Consider the following 18,861-nt stretch of genomic DNA (forward strand, 5'->3'; position numbering starts at 1 on the left):
GTCACCCGCGACGTCGAGGCGCAAGATTGGACCGTGGAGACCTGGGACGCCATGCGCGCGCGACGAAACGTCAGGCAGTTCACCGACCAGCCGGTCTCTGACGAGGCGCTCGACCGGATCCTCGAGGCAGGCCGGCGTGCTCCGTCGGCGGGCAACTGGCAACCGTGGGATCTCGTCCTCGTCACGGACCGGGCGCAGCTGGCCGAGCTGGCCAAGGTCTGGCAGGGCGCGCGACATGTCGCCGGAGCAGCTGCCGCAATCGCGATCGTCGCGCCGGAGCCGAAGGATGATCGGCAGTCGGAGCTGCTCCAGTACGACCTCGGCCAGGCCACGTATGCGATGACGATCGCGGCGGCAGACCTGGGGGTCGGCACGGGCCATGCGGCGGCCACCGACCAGGCCAAGGCCAGAGGCGTCCTGGGCTTCCCCGAGGGACGATTCCTGGCCTACCTGCTCTCCGTCGGGTATCCCGCCGACAAGCCGCTGGCCGTCATCCACCGGCTGAACCGCCGGCCGTTCGACGAGGTCGTGCACCGCGGGCGGTGGTGACCCCAAACAACGAGGTATGCCGCGCTGTTAGCGCCCGCTGCGCCCGCAACTTGGCGTCGTGCCGACGTCTCGAGCGGCTCAGGGGTCAGTGGGTCAGTGGGTCAGCTTCAGCCCCACGACGCAACCGACCAAGCCAACCAAGAGCAGCACCTTGACGGGTGTCACCGACTCTGCCCCGGTCGCCATGCCGTAGGCGACGGTCAGCGATGCCCCGATGCCGACCCAGATCGCGTACGAGGTCCCGATCGGCAGGGTGCGCAAGGCGTACGCGAGCCCGCCCATGCTGAGGCCGAGCCCCGCGAGGAACACCACTGAGGGAACGAGCCGCGAGAATCCTTCGGACTTGCCGAGGGCCACAGCCCAAACGGCTTCGAGGACACCGGAGAGAATGAGCACCAACCACGCCATGACGAGCTCCTGGAAGGCCGTCTTGTCGCAGTCCGGGTACGGCTCCCTCGTCCGGCGAGCCTGATCGGCTCGTGCCTGAGTCTATGAGAAGCCGAGACGGGGTCGACCGACAGGCACCTAGGACTCTGGATCTCCGCGCAACCAGCGTGACGCCTTCTGCGCCAGCCCAGCGGAGTCAGGACGCTGGGGGCTGGCGGATGCTTCCGGAGCCGGCCGACCTCCCTGTTCGTAGTAGCGCAGAGTCTCGATCACCTGGTCGAGGAAGTCGTCGACCTCGCGTTCGTCATACCCGCGGCGCATCGACGTCGGGGTGAAGTTCTGTCGTGTGACGTCCTTCGAGGTCAGCATGAACCCATGATGCGCCCCGGAGGCCGTCGGAGCATGTCCGCGGCAGTTGCCAGACGTTGCATCGGTCGACTCGGCCCTGCGCGATCGTGACCTGCGTCAGGAGGGTGAGCGCGTTACCTGAGGGGTCCGACTCCGGGGCTGCCGCTGCTGAAGGGTTTGGTCGGATGGTCGATGTCGTGTTTCTCGACTTCGACCGCTCCACATCGTCGACACGTCAGTATTTCCGTGTCGTTGGGCCGCCGCTCCCGTTGCCAACGGTGGCCCCTTACCAAGCAGTTCAGGGCCTTAATGTCCATCTATCGAGTGTGCGCGCTCATAGCTGCTTTTGACCCGCCCAACATGGGCGCGCTCAGGCTGCCGGTCTAGCTGTCCCAGGAGTCTCAGGCCGCAGCCATTTGAGGTCGCCAAGGCGCAGAAGCTGTAGCCCTTGCTTCGCGCAGGGCTAGTCGGGAAGGTGGCCGAGAGTCGACTTTGCGAGGCCGCGGACGAGACCCATCTCGTCGCTCGCGATGACGTCATCTGCGGAGGCAGTCGCCGGCACCAGACGCAAGGCCGCATCCAGCTCGCGCAGGCACTGGTCTGGGTGTTCGCCGAACACCTCCGTCGGACCGTCGAGTGCGGCGCCCAGGCCACTGTCGTCGAACAGCCGCTCCCAGCACTCCTCGAGCGAGGACTGGCCGGACGGGGTCAGGCTGGTCCAGACCTGGCGTTGAAAATCCTCGTCTGCGAGCTCACTCAGTGCGTCGCGGACCATCTCTTCGTAGACCTGCACCTGGCTACCTCTCGACGATCCGGTACTTCGAGGTCTACCACAACCGGTGCCGACCTCCCCGAAGTATCCGGACCGACCGGACTCTCGCCGGCGTTTGGAAGTGGTGCCCTCGGGCAGATTCGAACTGCCGACACCCGCTTTAGGAGAGCGGTGCTCTATCCCCTGAGCTACGAGGGCGGGGCAAGGCTTGGACCCTCGCTGTCACGGTCGCTGCGACCGAGAGCACTGGAAGCCCTGCGACAGGAAGGGTAGCCCAAGCCCGCCCTTGCTCGTCCCCCGGTCACGAACCCCGGACCTCCGGCGACCGACCATTGACCTCGATCGCTGCGCAGGACGATCCTGAGGCAACCGGGTGACCCCGCCCGCGATCCTGGGAGGCCGCGATGATCCTCGTGGTGGGTGGCACCGGTGACCTTGGTGGGCGGGTCGTGCGCCGCCTCCTCGATGCCGGACATCGGGTCCGCTGCTTGGTGCGGGCCGGCTCGGACGGGTCTGCGCTTCGCGCCGCTGGGGCCGAGCTCGTCCAGGGCGACCTGACCGATCCGGCTTCCCTCCGCGCGGCGTGCCATGAGGTCGACATCGTCATCGCCAGCGCGACAGTCATCGGTCGACGGCTGGCCGGGGTCAAGGGGCCCACCATCCGCGCGGTCGAGGACCAGGGGATGGCTGCGCTCATCGACGCCGCAGAAGCCAACAAGGTCCAGCGGTTCGTCTACCTCTCCTACGCAGGCGTTGGGGAGGGGCCGGCCACGCCGATGTCACGGGCCAAGGCCGCCACCGAGCGTCGGCTCGCGAGGTCCTCGATGCGGCGAGTGATCGTGCGGCCCGACGCATTCCAGGAGGTGCACGTCGCAGCAGTGGGGCGTTTCGACCTCAAAGCCGGCCGCGTCGCCACCTTCGGCCGGGGGAACACCAGGCACCGGTGGGTCGCCACCGAGGACGTCGCGGCCCTGGTGGCAGCGGTCGCCACCGAGCGGAACCCACCCGAGCTGATCGAGTTCGGAGGGCCGGAAGCCCTCAGCCGCAACGAGTGTGTGGCTGTCGCCGAGCACGCCACCGGCAGGTCGATCAAGGTCATGCGCGCCCCACTCCCGGTGGCGCGGCTCCTGACCAAGGTCCTGCAGCTGAGCGGCCGTGGCGACGCCATGGCGAGCATCATCGGACTCGGAGTCATGATGGACGAGTACGAGATCACCTGGGACGACGCGCCGTTGCGCGAGCGCGGCATCACGCCGCGCTCCACCACCGACTGGATCAACCAGCAGGCCGCCGCCCTCGCAGCCGGGTAGCGCCAAGTCTCTGTCCGGCGCGGCTCGACGCCGAGGCCGAGCCCTCCACGTTTGGCGTAGGACCCGAGTCCACGTTTGGCGTAGGACGAAGAGGGGGTGTTCGCGCCACCTTGCCTCGGCATGCTTGCGATCAGCGCCGTTGACCGTGAGTCGTCACGCGTGGTGGGGGAAGGGAGGAGATTCCGCGCTGGAGGCGGCCAGACCCGGCGGCGTCTGTCTCCACCAGTGAAGGGACCTCTGATGAAGCCAAAGACCACAGCCATGACCGTTGTCGCCGCTGTCGTCCTGCTGGGAGCCGCAGCGCTCTCGGTGTCGACTGGCGCCCAAGCCACGCCGCCGAGCGTTCCAGGACCCGCAGCATCCCAGCTCGTCCTGGGCACCCTGGCCGGGCCGTCGAAGGCGAAGAAGGACAACATCGAGCTCAAGGTGGGCTCTGACACGACCGTCCGCACCTTCACGCTGACCTACCCGCCGGGCTCGTCCTCGGGCTGGCACGCCCACCCGGGCATCGTGTTGGCCGTCGTCGAGTCGGGCTCCGTCACCCGGCAGTTCGCGGACTGCTCAGCGCCGCAGACCTTCACCGCGGGCCAGGCGTTCACCGAGGTCCCCGGACACCTCGTGACCAACCCCGGAGCCACGGACGCCGTCCTGCGCATCACGCAGCTGTTCCCTGCGGGCACGACCGTCCTGCGTGAGGACCTGCCCGACCCGGGCTGCTGACCAACAGAGGGTGCCCCTCAGGGAGGGGCACGGCATGGCAAAGGCGGGCGCGTCGCCGGGGTGTCTCCCCGTGACGCGCCCGCCCCGTGAGGCGCATCTCAGCATCCAGAGCTGAGGGCGGCTTCACGCCCGGCTGACACGGTCAGCCGCGATCGGAACTGCGACCAGCGGGCACGGCGTGCCTGCCGCTTCTCGAGTGCGAGGTCGTACGCCATTGCGTGGACTGGGTGCTGGGACTCCAGCGTCGCCACCTTGTGCACGGCCATCGTCATCGTCGTCAACTCACTCATGTCGATCTCCTTGGTCAGGCCAAGGAGCCGATCTCCTTGGTGCCTGCCGAGCAGGTTGACCGAGCGACCTTCCGCAGACCTTCCGCGTCGCCGCCCCGCACCTTCCGCGCCGCCTGAGCGGCCGGCCAGCAGGCGAAAGGTCGGCGAAAGGTGCCGTTCCTACGGTCCTCTCCATCAACCAATCCGCCGGGACACCGGCGCTTCCGAAGGAGAGCTCCACCATGAGCAACACGGCATACGCAACCCCCGCATCCATCAACGGTGTGGACGTGGCAACCCTTTTCGCCACCCTCGACGCCGTCAAGGGACAGAACGAGATCGCCAAGTTCCAGTTCCGCGCCGAGAACACCTGGCAGACCGGCACCCACAGCCAGTCGCGCATCCACGGTTTCTACGGCGCCGGCCAGGAGCTGACGCACACCCACGAGACGGTGCTCGACGCCGACCACCCGGTCGTCCTCACCGGCGCCGACCACGCGCCGACGCCGGTCGAGTACCTGCTGCACGCCCTCGCCGCCTGCCTCACCGCGGGCATCGCCAACATCGCGTCGGCCAGGGGGGTGAAGCTCACCAAGGTCACCTCGACCGTGGAGGGCGACATCGACCTGCTCGGCATCCTCGGCCTGTCCGACGGCTCGGTCCGCAACGGCTACCAGGGCATCCGCGTCGAGTTCCACATCGAGGGCGACGCCGACGACGAGACCCTGCGCGGCATCGTCGAGCAGTCGCGCCGCCGCTCCGCCGTCTACGACGTGCTCACCAACCCCACACCCGTCTCCGTCTCCGTCGTGACCGGCTGAGCGAAACCAGGCGCGTCCCCGTCCGGCGATCCCGGACGGGGCGCACCAGAAGGAGCAACACCATGCCCGCCATCGACACCGTCGTCATCGGTGCCGGCCACGCAGGTCTCGCCGTCAGCCGACTGCTGACCCTTGAAGGCCGCGACCACGTGGTCCTCGACCGCGGTCGCGTCGCCGAGAGTTGGCGCACCGCCCGTTGGGACTCCCTGCACCTGCTCACCCCCAACTGGATGGCCCGCCTGCCCGAGTGGTCCCACACCGGCCCCGACGCCGACGGCTTCATGAGCGCCTCCCAGTTCGTCCGCTACCTCGAGAGGTATGCCGCGAGCTTCAGTGCCCCGGTCCTGTCCGGTGTGCGTGTGGAGGAGGTGAGTGCAGTGGGTGACCGCTACCGCGTCGTCACCGACCGCGCGACCTGGCTCGCGCGCCACGTCGTCATCGCGACCGGACCCGGCGGCCAGCCGCGGATCCCGGCGGCCTTAGAGGGCCTCGGCGCTGACGTCCACCTGACCACCTCGGCCGACTACCGCAACACCCGGCAGGTCGCCGAGGGTGGAGTGCTGGTCGTGGGGGCCTCGGCCTCCGGTGTGCAGATCGCCGACGAGCTGGCCGCGGCCGGCCGTGAGGTCGTGGTGGCCGTGGGTCGGCACAACCGCATGCCCCGCGAGTACCGCGGCATGGACATCTACTGGTGGCTCGAGCGCACCGGCCGCACGGCCCGCACCATCGACGAGGTGCGCGACGCCGACGAGGCCCGGCGCGAGCCGTCGCTGCAGCTGATCGGCCGACGCGGCCACCACACCCAGTCCCGAAACCTCGACCTGCGCACGTTGCAGGCCAGGGGAGTCCTGCTGGCCGGTCACCTGGTGGGAGCTGAAGGCGAACGGGTGAGCTTCGCCGACGACCTGGTCGACTCGGTCAGCGGCGCCGACAACCGGATGCACCGGTTCCTCGACACCGTCGACCGGCACATCGACCAGAGCGGGCTGACGCGTGAGGTCTGGGCGGCCGAGCGGCCGAAAACCGTTGCGGTGCATGGCGCGCCTTCGACCTTGGACCTCGCGGCTGCGGGGATCCGGACGGTCCTGCTCGCGACTGGCTACCAGCAGAGCCACCCGTGGCTGCAGCTGCCGATCACCGCAGCCGACGGTTCGATCCGGCAGCAGCGCGGCCGGACCGAGGCCCCGGGGGTCTACGTCGTCGGCCAGCGGTTCCAGCACCGCCGCAACTCGGGGATGGTCGACGGCGCGCGGCACGACGCCGCGATGGTCGTGGCCGACCTCGTGGGCGCGGACCGAGCGGCCGTCGCCGCAAAGGATGAGCGTTGTGAAGGGAAGGCGTCATGACCACCTACGACGCAGTCGTCGTCGGCGCCCGGGTGGCCGGCGCGTCCACCGCGATGCTGCTGGCCAGGGCCGGGGCCAGGGTGCTGCTCCTCGAGCGCAGCCCCTACGGCTCTGACACCCTGTCGACGCACGGCCTCATGCGGGCCGGGGTCTTGCAGCTGTCGCGGTGGGGGCTGCTCGACCAGGTCGCCGCAGCCGGCACGCCGCCGGTGACGCGGACCCTGTTCCACTACCCCGGCTCCAGCCCGGTCCGGATCTCCATCCGGGCCAGCCACGGCGTGCCGGCGCTGTACGCACCGCGCCGGCACGTCCTCGACCGGATCCTCGTCGACGCTGCCGCGGCAGCCGGGGCCGAGGTGCGGCACGGCGTCTCCGTGACCGACCTGCTCACCGACCCCGGTGGGCGGGTCACGGGCGTGCGCGGGGTCGACGCGGCCACCGGCACGTTCACGGCATACGCGAAGACCACGATCGGTGCCGACGGGATCAGGTCCACCGTCGCCTCCGCGGTGGGGGCGCCGGTCGAGCGGGCCTCGACCGCGGGCGGCGCCGTGCTCTACGGCTACTTCGACGGGCTCCCGACCGAGGGTTACGAGTGGGCCTACGGCACCGCCACCGCGGCGGGGCTGATCCCGACCAACGACGGGCAGACCTGTGTCTTCGTCGGCACCACCCCCGAGCTGCTCCGGCTGGCCCGGCGCAACGGCGCTGACGCCGCGTTCGCCGAGCTGTTCGGGAGGGCTGCACCGCTGTTGAGGGACCGGTTGGAGGCGGCGACGCGGGTGGGTCGGTTGCGCGGCTGGTCGGGGCAGCGCGGGCACGTGCGTCGGTCGCACGGCCCCGGGTGGGCCCTGGTGGGTGACGCCGGCTACTTCCGCGACCCGATCACGACGCACGGCATGACCGACGCGCTGCGCGACGCCGAGCTGCTCGCCGACGGCCTGCTGGCGACGTGGGCCGGCGAGCAGTCCGAGGCCGTCGCCCTATCCGGCTACCAGGCCAAGCGCGACCGGCTGTCGTCGCAGCTGTTCGACGTGAGCGACCGCATCGCCGGGTACGGCTGGGACTCCGCCGAGATCCAGCAGCTGCTGCGCGAGGTCAGCTCCGCCATGAGCGACGAGGTCGGGCTGCTCCAGTCCCTGCCGCCGCGACTGGCGCGCCCGGTTGCCACCGGTTTGGGCGAGCTTGTCTCGGCTGACATGCCTGGCACCGGTCGCTAGCGTTGAAGACCTTTCTGGAAGACGTCACAGACGGCAGACGGCACAGATCGGCACCGGCCATGGATGCGCGCATCAGCCTCCTCGGAGGTTTCGCGGTATCAGTCGGCGGCTCCGTGGTCACCGACCAGCAGTGGAGCCGCCGCAATGCCAGCGCGCTGGTTAAGGTGCTCGCCCTGACCGCGGGTCGCCGGCTGCACCGGGAGCAGGTCATCGACCTGCTCTGGCCCGACCTGTCGCCGGAACAGGCCGGGCCACGACTCCACCAGGCTGCCCACTACGCGCGACGGGCGTTGGGAGAGGCCGGGCAGGGCGTCGTGCTGCGCCACGACTTCGTCGAGCTCCTGCCGGACAGCGACGTCGCCATCGACGCCGTCGACTTCCGCGCGGCTGCCGAGGCAGCGCTCGCGGGATCTGACGGTGGGGCGGGTGCGGCGACCGCTGCCCTCGAGCTCTACGGCGGGGTGCTGCTGCCCGACGACCTCTACGAGCCGTGGGCCGAGGAGCACCGGGAGTCGCTGGCCCTGCTCCACCGCGAGCTCCTGCGGGTCAGCGGGCGCTGGGAGGAGCTGGTGGCGGCCGACCCCGCCGACGAGCAGGCGCACCTGACCCTCGCGCGGGCCCACGCCGATCGCGGTGACGTCAGGGCGGCGCTGCGTCAGCTCGAGCGGCTCGAGCTGGTCCTGCGGCGCGAGCTCGGCACGGCGCCGGGAGTCGAGGCCGAGTCGCTGCGCGCCGAGCTGATGGCCATGGGGGCCGAGTCCACCCCCACCGGATCGGCCCCGACCGAGACCGCAGCGACCGAACCGCGTCGGCTGGTCGGGCGCCGGGCAGTGGGCGACGCCCTCCGCGAGCGGATCGCCGCGGCCCAAGGCGGGCGCGGCGGGGCCGTGCTGATCTCCGGACCGCCGGGAGTCGGCAAGTCGAGCGTGCTCGACCTCGCGGACGTGCTGGCCCAACGGGCCGGCTGGCGCACCGGTCGCGGCACGGCGTCGGCGGTCGAAGGGCCGTGGCCCTACGCCCCGGTGCTCGAGGCGCTCGGCGACCTGAGCCGCCGGCACCCGGCGCTGCTCGACGGGCTCGACGACCGCTACCGCCAGGAGCTGGACCGAGCCCTGTCCGAGCGCCAGGTGAGCTGGTCGGGGGAGAGCGCCCACCAGCGGCTCTTCGTCGCTGCCGCCGAGCTGCTGCGGCTCGGGGCCGCCGGCCGCGGCCTGCTGCTGGTCGTCGACGACGTGCACGAGGCCGACGAGGCATCACTGCGACTGCTCCACTACCTCGCACGCTGCGCGGCCACCGACCAGGTGTTGCTGGTGCTGGCGCACCGGCCCACCCACAACCCGGCGCTAGAGGAGGTCCACACCAGCCTGGTCGCACGCGGCATGGGGTCCCGCATCGACCTCGGCCCGCTCACCGAGTCGGCCACCCGGCGCCTGCTCGCCGAACGCTTCCCCGACCTCGACGAGCCCACCCAGCACCACATCTGGGCCGTCAGCGGCGGGCTACCCTTCACGGCCCTCGAGCTCGGTGCGGCAGCGGCGACCGGACGGGAGCCGGCGACGATCTCCAACGTCCCGCCCGACGCCCTGCGGGCCCTGCAGCGCGCCGCCCTGCTCGGGCTGTCGTTCACCACCGACGAGTTCCTCGCGGTGGCGGGGGTGGGTGAGGCAGAGGCCTACGAGCACCTCGAGATCGCGCAGGCCTGTCTCGTGGTGGAGTGGTCCGAGACCGGCTACCAGTTCCGCCACGCCTTGGTGCGCGAGGCGGTGCTGGAGAGCCTGCCGCCCACCGCGCGGAGCGCAGCCCGGGTCGAGGTGGCTCGGGAGCTGGCGCGGCTCGGTGCCCCGCCCGCCCGCATCGCGCACCAGTACCTCGCCGCAGGCCAGCCGCGCCAGGCCATCCCCTACGTGCTCCCGGCCGTGGAGACCTCTGGCGCCCTCGGTGCCTACCGTGACGCCCTCATCCTGGTCGACGGGGTCCTGGACTTCGCGACGGGCGAGGTGCGCGGCCACCTCCTGGCCCGGCGCGGCGATCTGCTCACTGCACTGGGCGACCCTGCGTCGGTGGAGAGCTACCGGGCTGCGGTGCCCCTGACGACAGGGATGGAGCACCGGCTCGTCCGCGCCCGGCTGGCCCGCGCGGCGTGCTTCGCCAGCGACCTCGACACGGCCCGCTCGGCCCTCGCCGGGCTCGAGCTGCTGGATGACGAGGCGGACGGGCCGATCATGCTGGCCCGGGGCAACCTCGCCTACTTCAGCGGTGACATCGACGGAGCGTGGGACCACGCTGTGGGAGCGCGGCAGTCGCTGCTGACCGACAAGGACCCGTGGCGTTACGTCGACCTGATCGCCCTGCAGGGCATGATCGCCCACCAGCGGGGGGAGTGGTTCGAGCGCTTCCGCTCCCACCTCCGCCGCACGGTCACCGACGCAGGACTCACCACCGCCCTCTTCGACGCCCACCTGTGCGTCGCCGAGTACCTCCTCTACGGGGGCGTGCCCTACCCGGAGGTCATCGAGCTGGCCAGGACCTTGCGCCTGCGCTCCCAGCAGTTCGGTGCGCTGCGCGGGGTGGCGTTCACGACGGCCCTGATCGGGGAGGCGGCGCTGCTGATGGGCGACCTCGACCTCGCCGAGCGCGAGCTGCAGGAGGCGGTCGACCTCCACCGCGACTCCGATGCCCCGGCGGGGGAGGCCCATGCGCTCCAACGGCTCGCCGAGGTGCGCCTCGCGCAAGGCGACCGCGACGAGGCGGGCAGGCTGCTCCACCAGGCGCTCCCGCTGGCCCGCTGGTCCATCATCAGGATGCACCTGCTCCAGCGGATCCATGGCTCGCTGGTGCTCGCCGCCCCGGACCCCACCGCAGCCCGTGCCGCGGTCGAACGCGCCGAAGCGAGCCTGGGCGACACCGACCGGTGCCCGTTCTGCGCCGTGACCTTCGAGGTCCCCGCCACCATCGCCTGTGCGGATGCCGGCGACCTCCCCGCGGCTGAGCGCCACCTCGCCGCCGCCGAGGAGTCGGCCGCCAGGTGGGAGGGCACGGCGTGGCCGGCGGCCGTGCTCGAGGCGAAGGCCCACCTCGCCATTGCGGTCGGCGAGCCCGACGACGCCGCGAGCCTGTTCGCCGAGGCGACCGACCTGTTCGGCAGTGCCGGCCAGGTGCTCGACGCCGCGCGGTGCGCCGCCCAGGGCTCGATGCGGGTCACGTCGCGTCCGGCCAGCCCCACGAAGGCGTAACGCCACGAAGGCGTAACGCCAAGGCGTAAGGAGAGCCCGGTTCGCGCCGTCCAGTGGGTAGAAGTCAACGAGGCACAACTGGAGGCAAACGGCCCCACGTCCACCCGGGCAGACCAGGATCACCCGAAGGGACGAGTCACGGACCAAACCCGTGACGAAGGTGACCAGACGCGACATACCCTCCAGGTTCGAACCCCGGCCGCCCCCGAGCCAGAGGAACCCGCATGCCCAAGCCACTCGCCGTCGTCGGCGCCACCCTGGTGCCACTCGCACTCACGGTGGTCCCGATGGCGACCACGCCGCTCGTCGCCGACGGCGCCGTCGCGACGTACAAGCTCAGCTACGCCAGCCTCCCCAACGGGACCAAGCAGGTCGTGCGGTGGAACGGCTGCCAGCTGGGCATCACCTACAAGGTGAACCTCGGCGCCGTGCCGCTCGCCCAGCGAGCGGCCGTCCTGGCGGACACGCAGAAGGCGCTGGTCCAGGTGCAGAACAGCACGGGCTTCCGGTTCGTCTACAAGGGCAGCACCACCGAGGTCCCGCGGGTCGGGTCGATGCCCAAGCAGACTGCCGAGCTGGTCGTGGCGTTCACGTCGCCGACCAAGACCGACTACCCGCTCTCCGGGTCCACCCTCGGGCAGGGCGGGCTCTACTACGGCTGGGTGTCGCGCACGGTCAGCGGCAAGACCACCTACACCGTCGCGGCGCAGCGCGGGTTCGTCGTCATCGACACCCCGCAGATGCTCAGCCAGCTCAAGAGCGGCACGGGCACGGGTCTGCGGCGCCAGAACCTGCTGTCCCACGAGCTCGGCCACGCCGTGGGTCTGCAGCACGTGGACGACACCCACCAGCAGATGTACCCCAGCCTGCGCACCACCTCGCCGCAGTTCTTCTACACCGGCGACCGCACCGGCCTGACCAAGGTGGGCAAGCCGGCCGGCTGCATCAACACGGCCTACATGCCCCTGCCTGACCTCAACTAACCCGCCAGTGCCGGTCCTGTTGGAAGCGGAACTGCCGGATTTCCGGTAGTTCCGCTTCCAACAGGACGGTCCACCCGAAGCCCGTTCGCCAGCCCGGCGAGCGGGCTTCGTCGGGTCCGGACCCGATCCGGGGCACGTCCCGGGTGGCCGGGACGCCTCAGCCGCAAATCATCCGGTACTGACTCAAACTGGACAGAACGCGTACACCACTCACCTCGATGTCCGCAGGCTCTTGACCAAATCTAGAACCAATCGGGTGGTTTCTTGCCCCACTAAAGACCTTCTTGGGTGACTTGACAGGTGATGTGGCGCCCCCGTGACAGCGGCAAGTATTCAGGCACCATCCAGCTCAAGAACCTGGGCACCAACCAGGACAACTTCAAGGGCGTCACCGTGCCCCTGGTCTTCACCAGCAACTGAGTGACTGCGCCCGCCTGATCCCCGCCCGGTGGTGTCACCCTCCCCCCGACACCGCCGGGCGGCCCGGCAGGCACGAAAGCACCACCCGTACGACATGCACCACCTGCCACGTTCGACCGCATGCCCGAACAGGGAGATGAACCCATGGCCACCACACCACGCCAGCGCCGCAACCTCGCGGTCGTGATCGGCGTCGTCGTGGTCCTCGCCCTGATGGGCGGGTGTGGCGTGTGGCTCACCCGTGACGACCCCGCCGCCCCGCGGGACGGCGCGCTCAACGTCGTGCAGGGCACTGGCAGCACCGCCGCCGCAAACGACTCGGGCCACGCCCCGTTCGCTGCCGTCGGCGCCGTCAATCAGCTGCGCCCCGGTCAGATGAGGACCCTGTCGGTCAAGGTCACCAACCCCGACCAGGTCGCCTACCGGATCCTCGAGCTCACCGCGACGCCCAAGGACGCGAACTCCGCGTGCGCCGGCTCGACGAACCTCGTCGTCAGCGCCTACGAGGCGACCAAGCCCGGCGCCGTCACCTACGTCGTGCCGCGCAACTCCTCGATCACCATCCCGCTGACCGTGATGAGGCTCGACACGGCGACGTCGCAAGACGCCTGCAGGGACGTCTCCTTCCCGCTCGCCTTCGGTGGCCTCGCCACCCAGGGCCAGGGCAACGGCAACTCGTGACCACCCCGACCGTCTCCATCACGGTCACCGGGGCCGGCTGAGCCACCCGCCGGCGGGCTGGCAGGTCCCAGCCGGCGGGTCCCCCGGCCCGGTCCGCATCCTGCGGGCCGGGCCGGTTCCGGGGTCCGGGCCACGCGGCATACTGGCCGGATGCCTGCCGACCACGCGCCCCACTACTTCCGGACGGTGCAGCGGCAGACCGTGTCGACCCTGATCGTCACCCAGGTGCTCGTCGGTGTGGGGGTCTCCGCCGGTGCCGGGGTGGGGGCGCTGCTCGCCGAGGACGTCGGCGGCTCCGCCGACCTCGCCGGGCTGGGAGGCACCTTCCAGGTGCTGGGTGGTGCGCTCATCGCGATCCCGATGGCGCACGTGATGGCTGCCCGCGGCCGTCGCTGGGGGCTGCTCCTCGGCTACGCCCTCGGCATCACCGGCGCGGTAACGATGATCGTCGCCGGCGCGATCCGCAACTTCCCGCTGCTCCTCGCCGGGGCCGCCCTCTTCGGCGGCTCCAACGCCGCCAACAGCCAAGCCCGGTATGCCGCGGCCGACCTCGCCGACGAAGCGCACCGCGGGCGCGACCTCTCGACCGTGGTGTGGGCGACCACGATCGGCGCGGTCTTCGGGCCCAACCTCGCGGGTCCGGGGGAGCCGATCGCCGAGTGGCTGGGTATCCCGCCGCTGACCGGGCCCTACGTGTTCTCGCTGCTCGGGCTCGTCCTCGGGGCGGCCGTGCTGTTCCTGATGCTGCGGCCGGACCCCCTCCTGCTCGCGCGGGAGCGCGCCGCCGCCGTCGCGACCGAGCCGCTGGAGCGGCAGCACGGGTCGATCGTGCGCGGGTGGCGCACCCTGCTGGCGCACCCCGGTGCGCTGCTCGGCCTGGTCACGATGGCGCTGGGTCACACCGTGATGGTCAGCGTCATGGTGATGACCCCGTTGCACATGCACCACGGTGGCGCCAGCCTGCGGGTCATCGGCCTGGTCATCAGCATCCACGTGCTGGGGATGTTCGCGTTCTCCCCGCTCACCGGCCTCGCGGTCGACCGGTGGGGCGGACGGTCGTGCGGGCTGGCCGGCGCGATGATCCTCGTGGTGGCCAGCGTGCTCGCGGCCCAAGCGCCGATCGGGTGGTCGGCCGGGCTCGCGATCGGGCTCTTCCTGCTGGGTCTCGGCTGGTCGTTCACGCTGGTCAGCGGCTCGACGCTGGTGGTGAAGTCGGTGCCGCTGGCGGAGCGGGCCGGTGCGCAGGGCGCCGCCGACCTGGTCATGGGCCTCGCGGCGGGCGGTGGGGGAGCGCTCGCGGGCGTCGTCGTCGGCCAGCTCGGCTACTCCGTGCTCGGGGCCTGCTCGGCCGTCCTCGCCGCGATCGTCGCCCTCGCGTCCCTGCTGATCCGCGTCGACGGCAGCACCCCGACCGACGCTGTCAGGGGGCACACCTCGGTCACACCAGACCCCGTGCTGCCCGACACCGTGTTGCCTGACCGGGAGGGCGACCAGGTTGGTTAGCCTGCTTGGGTGACCCCGCCGACCGACCAGACCCCACCAGTGCCGACGGCGACCCCTGACGCAAGCACCCCCGACCCGACCGCGCCTGACGCTCCCGGCACGGACGCTCCCGCCACGGACGCTCCCGCCACGGACGCGCGCGACGCGGACCCGCGCGGTGCGCGGGTCGCCGAGGCGGTCAAGGCCTGGCAGCGCCACCTCGTCGACCTCGGTGGTCGCAACACCCTGCTCTGGTACCGCGACCTGCCCAGCGGCACCCTCGACCTCACCACCGCTCACCCCGGTGGCCTGGCCATGCTGCTCGCCGGCCGGCCGACCCGCCTGTCCGACCTGGTCCGCGAGCCGGCCGCCCTCGACGAGGCCCGGCGCCGGGCCCGGGTCATCCGCGCCAAGACCCTGGAGCTCTCCGAGGAGCGCGGCATCGCGGCCGGGTTCATCGCGATCGGCATGGCCAGCTGGACCGTCCGCGGTGCGTCGCGAGCACCCGCCGCCCCGGTGCTGCTGCGGTCCTGCGTCCTCAAGCCCACCGGCGCCGCCCGCGAGGACTTCGACCTCGACCTCGGCAACGACGTGGAGTTCAACCCGGTCCTCGAGCACTACCTGCGCTCCGAGCAGGGTCTCGACCTCGACACCGCCGCGCTCGAGGAGCTGGCCAACGCCAGCGGCGCCTTCGACCCGCACCCCGTCTACGTCGAGCTGGCGCGCCTGTGCGAGTCGGTCCCCGACTTCAGCGTCATGCCACGACTCGTCGTCGGCACCTTCTCCTACGCCAAGCTGCCGATGGTGGCCGACCTTGCGGCACAAGGGGATTCGCTTGCCGACCACGACGTCATCGCCGCCCTCGCGGGCGACCCCGGAGCGTTGCGCTCGGTGCGCACCTCTGTGCCCGAGTCGCCGGCCGACTCCGACCCGGCGCACGAGCTGCTCATCCTCGACGCCGACTCGACCCAGCAGGCCGCGATCGACGCGGTCCGGTCCGGCGCCCACCTCGTCATCAAGGGCCCGCCCGGCACCGGCAAGTCGCAGACCATCGCCAACCTCATCGCGAGCCTCGCGGGCGAGGGCAAGCGGGTGCTCTTCGTCGCCGAGAAGCGGGCTGCCATCGACGCCGTGCTGTCGCGGCTCGAGGGCGTGGGCCTCGGCGACCTCGTCCTCGACGCCTACGACGGCGCGAGCAACCGGCGCCGGCTGGCGCAGCAGTTCGGCGCCGCGCTCGAGCGGGGCAGCCAGGTGCAGGACCCCGACACCACCGAGATCGAGCAGGCCCTCGTCGACCGGCGAGCCACCCTGGTGCAGCACGCGGCCGCCCTCCACGAGGTGCGCCAGCCCTGGGGCGTCTCCGCGCACCAGGCGCAGGAGGCGATCTCCACCCTCGGCAGCCTCCCCCACCCGCCGACGTCCCGGGTCCGGGTGCGGGGCGAGCAGCTCGCCGCGCTCGACCGCCAGCGCGTCCAGGAGCTGGGGCGACAGCTGACCGAGGCCGCGAGCCTGGGCGCCTGGTCCACGCAGGAGGGCACCGACCCGTGGTTCGGCGCCCGCATCGCCACTTCCGAGGAAGCCGTGCGCGCCCGCGACATCACCAGTCGTCTCAGCCAGGGTGGGCTCCAGGACGTCGAGCAGACCATGCACGAGGTGTTCTCCGACGTGCGGCTGCCGCAGGCCGACCGCACCGGTGACTGGGGCGACGTGCTCGACTCGGTCGGCCGGGTCCGCGACACCCTCGAGGTGTTCCGCCCGGAGATCTTCGACATCCCCCTCGGCGAGCTCGTCGCGGCGACCGGCACCAAGGCACAGCGTGCGGCGGACGGCGTTGCGCTGGGCTGGTACTCGCGCTGGCGGCTGCGCCGGCAGGCCCGCTCGCTCCTGCGCCCCGGACCGCCACCGGCCGACCTGCACGCGGCCCTGCTCGATGCGCAGACCCAGCGCCTCGCCTGGCAGCAGATGGCCGGCGCGGGCGGCCGCCCCGAGATCCCGGTCGACCTCGACCGGGCGCGCGCGGCATACGAAGCACTGTCGGCCGACCTCACCTGGCTGGGCGAGCGACTCGCCACCACCCACGGTGGCGGCGACCTGTTCGGGGCCACCCTCGGCGAGCTGCGGGAGCGGATGGCCGAGCTCGACGCCCGACCCGACCGCCTCACCGTGGTGCCACAGGTCCTCGGGACCCTCGACGCCCTGCGTGAGTCCGGGATGGGAGCGCTGCTCGACGACCTCGCCCGACGCGGCGTCGAGCCGGACGACGTCGCCGCCGAGCTCGACTTCGTCTGGTGGACCTCGCTGTCCGAGGACCTCACCGTGCGCGACCCGCGCTACGGCGCCCACGACGGCGCGCAGCTGCAACGCGTCGCCCGCGAGTACGTCGCCGCCGACCACGCCCACCTGCGCGTCAGCGCCGACCGGGTGCGGGCCGGGGCCGGGCGACGGCTGCGCGAGGTCCTGGCCGACCACCCCGACCAGGAGGCGCTGGTGCGCGCGGAGGCAGGCAAGGCGCGTCGCCACCGCCCCCTGCGCGAGCTGCTGCCCAAGGCCGCCGAGACCCTCACCGCCGCCAAGCCCGCCTGGGCGATGTCGCCGCTGGTGGTCGCCTCGGTGCTGCCGCCCGGGCGCTGGTTCGACGTGGTGATCTTCGACGAGGCCTCGCAGATCCCGCCCGCCCAGGCCGTGTCGGCGATCTCGCGCGCCCACCAGGTCGTCGTGGCCGGCGACGAGCGGCAGCTGCCGCCGACCAGCTTCTTCACGGCGGCGGTCGACGAGGACACCGCGCCCGAGTCCGACGCCCTCACCGAGGGGTTCGAGTCGGTGCTCGACGTGCTCACCGCCGCGCTGCCGACCCGCCGGCTGTCCTGGCACTACCGCTCGCTCGACGAGCGCCTGGTCGCCTTCGCCAACCAAGAGATGTACGACGGCGCGCTCGTCACCTTCCCCGGCACCGGCACCGACGCGGTCGTGCGCCTCGAGTCGGTCGAGGGCTCCGGGGTGGTCACGCCCGGCGAGGAGGCCATCGAGTCCACCGAGGCCGAGGTCTCGCGGGTGGTCGAGCTCGTCCTCGAGCACGCCCGCACCCGGCCCCACGAGTCGCTGGGCGTCATCGCGCTCGGCATCAAGCACGCGACCCGGCTCGACGACGCGTTGCGCCGGGCCCTGGCCACCGATGCTGCCGCCGGGGTGGGTGACTTCTTCGACGAGGACCGGCCCGAGCGGTTCTTCGTCAAGAACCTCGAACGCGTCCAGGGTGACGAGCGCGACGCCATCATCCTGTCGGTCGGCTACGGCAAGACCCCGCACGGTCGGGTGCTGCACCGGTTCGGTCCGCTCAACCTCGAGGGCGGCGAACGTCGCCTCAACGTCGCCATCACCCGCTCCCGTCGGCGGATGACGGTGGTCTCGTCGCTGCTCGCCAGTGACCTCGACCCCGCTCGCCTCAAGGCGCGCGGCGCGATCATGCTCCGGGACTTCCTGGCGTATGCCGCGGACGGCACCTTCCCGGTAGCGCCCACCGGCGAGACCCCCAGCCCCGCCCCCACTCCTGCAGGTAATCGTCCATTTGGAACGAGGTTGGCGGCTGCGGACCCGCTGCGGGCTGAGTTCGCCCGTCGGCTGCGCGACACCGGTCTCGTCGTGCACGAGGCCTACGGGTCGGCGGGCCAGCCGATCGACCTCGCGGTCGAGGACCCGGACCACCAGGGCACCGTCCTCGTCGCCGTGGAGACCGACGGCCCGGCCTATGCCGCGATGCGCAGCAGCCGCGACCGCGACCGGCTGCGGGGCGAACAGCTCGGCCGGCTCGGCTGGATGCACGTCCGCGTCTGGTCCACCGACCTCTTCCGCGACCCGGCCCGTGACGTCGCCCGGGTGCATGCCGCCGTGCAGCAGGCCGTGGCCGGCCGCGCAGCCGCCGTGCCCGTCGCGGCCGAGCCGACCGCTCCAGAGCCGACCGTTCCGGAGCAGCCCGCCGAGGAGACGGCAGCACACGGGGCTGGCGAGGAGTCGGCAACGCAGGGGGCTGGGGAGGAGATGCTGCCGATGGAGGACTCCGGGGAGGCGCCGTCGGCCGACGAGTTCGTGCCGACGACAGACGACACCGCCCGGCAGCGTCGGGTCCGTGGTCGCAAGGGCAAGCGGGTCATCGCCCCGGCCACGTCGGACCAGCCCGAGCCCCTGACCCTCGACATCCAGACGGAGCAGACCAAGGACGACACCGACACCGGCTGGGGCGAGCGACCTGACGAGTCGGCGTACGACCGCTACCTGCGCGAGCAGCGTCCACCGCACTGGGGCTCCGACTGAGCAACCCTCCCG

General features: G+C 71.7%; 15 protein-coding genes, 1 tRNA gene and 1 riboswitch. Of the genes, 11 read left to right on the forward strand and 5 right to left on the reverse strand.

The window, feature by feature from the left end; genetic code table 11:
* Positions 1-33: 33 nt before the first annotated feature.
* Positions 34-549, forward strand: a complete 516-nt coding sequence (locus ASG91_RS08940) for a nitroreductase family protein (RefSeq protein WP_056922264.1) — start codon at positions 34-36, stop codon at positions 547-549.
* A 93-nt stretch (positions 550-642) separates the two neighbouring features.
* On the opposite strand, the gene ASG91_RS08945 is transcribed toward ASG91_RS08940, so the two are convergent.
* From ASG91_RS08945 to ASG91_RS08960, 4 genes are all read right to left on the reverse strand, one after another.
* On the reverse strand, positions 643-957 hold the full coding sequence (locus ASG91_RS08945) for a multidrug efflux SMR transporter (RefSeq protein WP_056922265.1): 315 nt from the start codon (positions 955-957) through the stop codon (positions 643-645).
* 11 nt (positions 958-968) lie between these two features.
* Positions 969-1,033, reverse strand: a riboswitch (guanidine-III (ykkC-III) riboswitch).
* Positions 1,034-1,074: 41 nt separating this feature from the next.
* Positions 1,075-1,305, reverse strand: coding sequence for a DivIVA domain-containing protein (locus ASG91_RS08950; RefSeq protein WP_056922266.1), 231 nt, complete (start codon positions 1,303-1,305; stop codon positions 1,075-1,077).
* 442 nt (positions 1,306-1,747) lie between these two features.
* Complete coding sequence (locus tag ASG91_RS08955; protein WP_056922267.1) at positions 1,748-2,077, reverse strand: hypothetical protein; 330 nt, start codon at positions 2,075-2,077, stop codon at positions 1,748-1,750.
* A 101-nt stretch (positions 2,078-2,178) separates the two neighbouring features.
* Positions 2,179-2,254, reverse strand: a tRNA-Arg gene (locus ASG91_RS08960).
* A 206-nt stretch (positions 2,255-2,460) separates the two neighbouring features.
* Between ASG91_RS08960 and ASG91_RS08965 the strand changes: the two genes are divergently transcribed.
* Positions 2,461-3,366, forward strand: coding sequence for an SDR family oxidoreductase (locus tag ASG91_RS08965; RefSeq protein ID WP_056922268.1), 906 nt, complete (start codon positions 2,461-2,463; stop codon positions 3,364-3,366).
* A gap of 261 nt (positions 3,367-3,627) precedes the next feature.
* A complete protein-coding gene (locus ASG91_RS08970) occupies positions 3,628-4,086 on the forward strand; it encodes a cupin domain-containing protein (RefSeq protein ID WP_056922269.1) in 459 nt (152 codons plus the stop codon).
* Positions 4,087-4,184: 98 nt separating this feature from the next.
* On the opposite strand, the gene ASG91_RS08975 is transcribed toward ASG91_RS08970, so the two are convergent.
* Positions 4,185-4,376 (reverse strand): hypothetical protein, encoded by a 192-nt coding sequence (locus ASG91_RS08975; protein WP_056922270.1) that lies wholly within the window; start codon positions 4,374-4,376, stop codon positions 4,185-4,187.
* Between the two features lie 221 nt (positions 4,377-4,597).
* Here ASG91_RS08975 and ASG91_RS08980 point away from each other — a divergent pair, with 221 nt between their 5' ends.
* From ASG91_RS08980 to ASG91_RS09015, 8 genes are all read left to right on the forward strand, one after another.
* Positions 4,598-5,176, forward strand: coding sequence for an OsmC family protein (locus ASG91_RS08980; protein WP_056922271.1), 579 nt, complete (start codon positions 4,598-4,600; stop codon positions 5,174-5,176).
* Between the two features lie 62 nt (positions 5,177-5,238).
* The gene (locus ASG91_RS08985; protein ID WP_056922272.1) at positions 5,239-6,522 is read left to right on the forward strand and encodes an NAD(P)-binding domain-containing protein; all 1,284 of its coding nucleotides are present in this window, start codon (positions 5,239-5,241) and stop codon (positions 6,520-6,522) included.
* Positions 6,519-7,742: an NAD(P)/FAD-dependent oxidoreductase gene (locus ASG91_RS08990; protein WP_056922273.1), complete on the forward strand. Its 1,224-nt coding sequence runs from the start codon at positions 6,519-6,521 to the stop codon at positions 7,740-7,742. Before ASG91_RS08985 ends, ASG91_RS08990 begins: the two co-directional genes overlap by 4 nt.
* Before the next feature lie 59 nt (positions 7,743-7,801).
* Positions 7,802-10,975, forward strand: a complete 3,174-nt coding sequence (locus tag ASG91_RS08995) for an AAA family ATPase (protein WP_056922274.1) — start codon at positions 7,802-7,804, stop codon at positions 10,973-10,975.
* A 224-nt stretch (positions 10,976-11,199) separates the two neighbouring features.
* Entirely contained in the window at positions 11,200-11,958 is a 759-nt protein-coding gene (locus ASG91_RS09000) for a matrixin family metalloprotease (protein ID WP_056922275.1), read from the forward strand.
* 564 nt (positions 11,959-12,522) lie between these two features.
* Positions 12,523-13,059 carry a hypothetical protein gene (locus ASG91_RS09005; protein ID WP_056922276.1) on the forward strand — a complete coding sequence of 179 codons (537 nt, stop codon included), beginning with the start codon at positions 12,523-12,525 and terminating at the stop codon, positions 13,057-13,059.
* A gap of 150 nt (positions 13,060-13,209) precedes the next feature.
* Complete coding sequence (locus ASG91_RS09010; RefSeq protein WP_082594031.1) at positions 13,210-14,562, forward strand: MFS transporter; 1,353 nt, start codon at positions 13,210-13,212, stop codon at positions 14,560-14,562.
* Positions 14,563-14,571: 9 nt separating this feature from the next.
* Positions 14,572-18,849, forward strand: coding sequence for an AAA domain-containing protein (locus ASG91_RS09015; RefSeq protein ID WP_235545495.1), 4,278 nt, complete (start codon positions 14,572-14,574; stop codon positions 18,847-18,849).
* Positions 18,850-18,861: the final 12 nt, after the last annotated feature.

The organism is Phycicoccus sp. Soil802 (assembly GCF_001429605.1).
In the GTDB taxonomy this organism is placed as follows: domain Bacteria; phylum Actinomycetota; class Actinomycetes; order Actinomycetales; family Dermatophilaceae; genus Pedococcus.

What these genes read in the sequence shown, in the direction of transcription:
- ASG91_RS08990 (WP_056922273.1), top strand. Translation starts at nt 6,519, where the DNA reads ATGACCACCTACGACGCAGTCGTCGTCGGCGCCCGGGTGGCCGGCGCG.
- ASG91_RS09005 (WP_056922276.1), top strand. Translation starts at nt 12,523, where the DNA reads ATGGCCACCACACCACGCCAGCGCCGCAACCTCGCGGTCGTGATCGGC.
- ASG91_RS08965 (WP_056922268.1), top strand. Translation starts at nt 2,461, where the DNA reads ATGATCCTCGTGGTGGGTGGCACCGGTGACCTTGGTGGGCGGGTCGTG.
- ASG91_RS08980 (WP_056922271.1), top strand. Translation starts at nt 4,598, where the DNA reads ATGAGCAACACGGCATACGCAACCCCCGCATCCATCAACGGTGTGGAC.
- ASG91_RS08970 (WP_056922269.1), top strand. Translation starts at nt 3,628, where the DNA reads ATGACCGTTGTCGCCGCTGTCGTCCTGCTGGGAGCCGCAGCGCTCTCG.
- ASG91_RS08950 (WP_056922266.1), bottom strand. Translation starts at nt 1,305, where the DNA reads ATGCTGACCTCGAAGGACGTCACACGACAGAACTTCACCCCGACGTCG.
- ASG91_RS08975 (WP_056922270.1), bottom strand. Translation starts at nt 4,376, where the DNA reads ATGAGTGAGTTGACGACGATGACGATGGCCGTGCACAAGGTGGCGACG.
- ASG91_RS08995 (WP_056922274.1), top strand. Translation starts at nt 7,802, where the DNA reads ATGGATGCGCGCATCAGCCTCCTCGGAGGTTTCGCGGTATCAGTCGGC.
- ASG91_RS08945 (WP_056922265.1), bottom strand. Translation starts at nt 957, where the DNA reads ATGGCGTGGTTGGTGCTCATTCTCTCCGGTGTCCTCGAAGCCGTTTGG.
- ASG91_RS09010 (WP_082594031.1), top strand. Translation starts at nt 13,210, where the DNA reads ATGCCTGCCGACCACGCGCCCCACTACTTCCGGACGGTGCAGCGGCAG.
- ASG91_RS09000 (WP_056922275.1), top strand. Translation starts at nt 11,200, where the DNA reads ATGCCCAAGCCACTCGCCGTCGTCGGCGCCACCCTGGTGCCACTCGCA.
- ASG91_RS08985 (WP_056922272.1), top strand. Translation starts at nt 5,239, where the DNA reads ATGCCCGCCATCGACACCGTCGTCATCGGTGCCGGCCACGCAGGTCTC.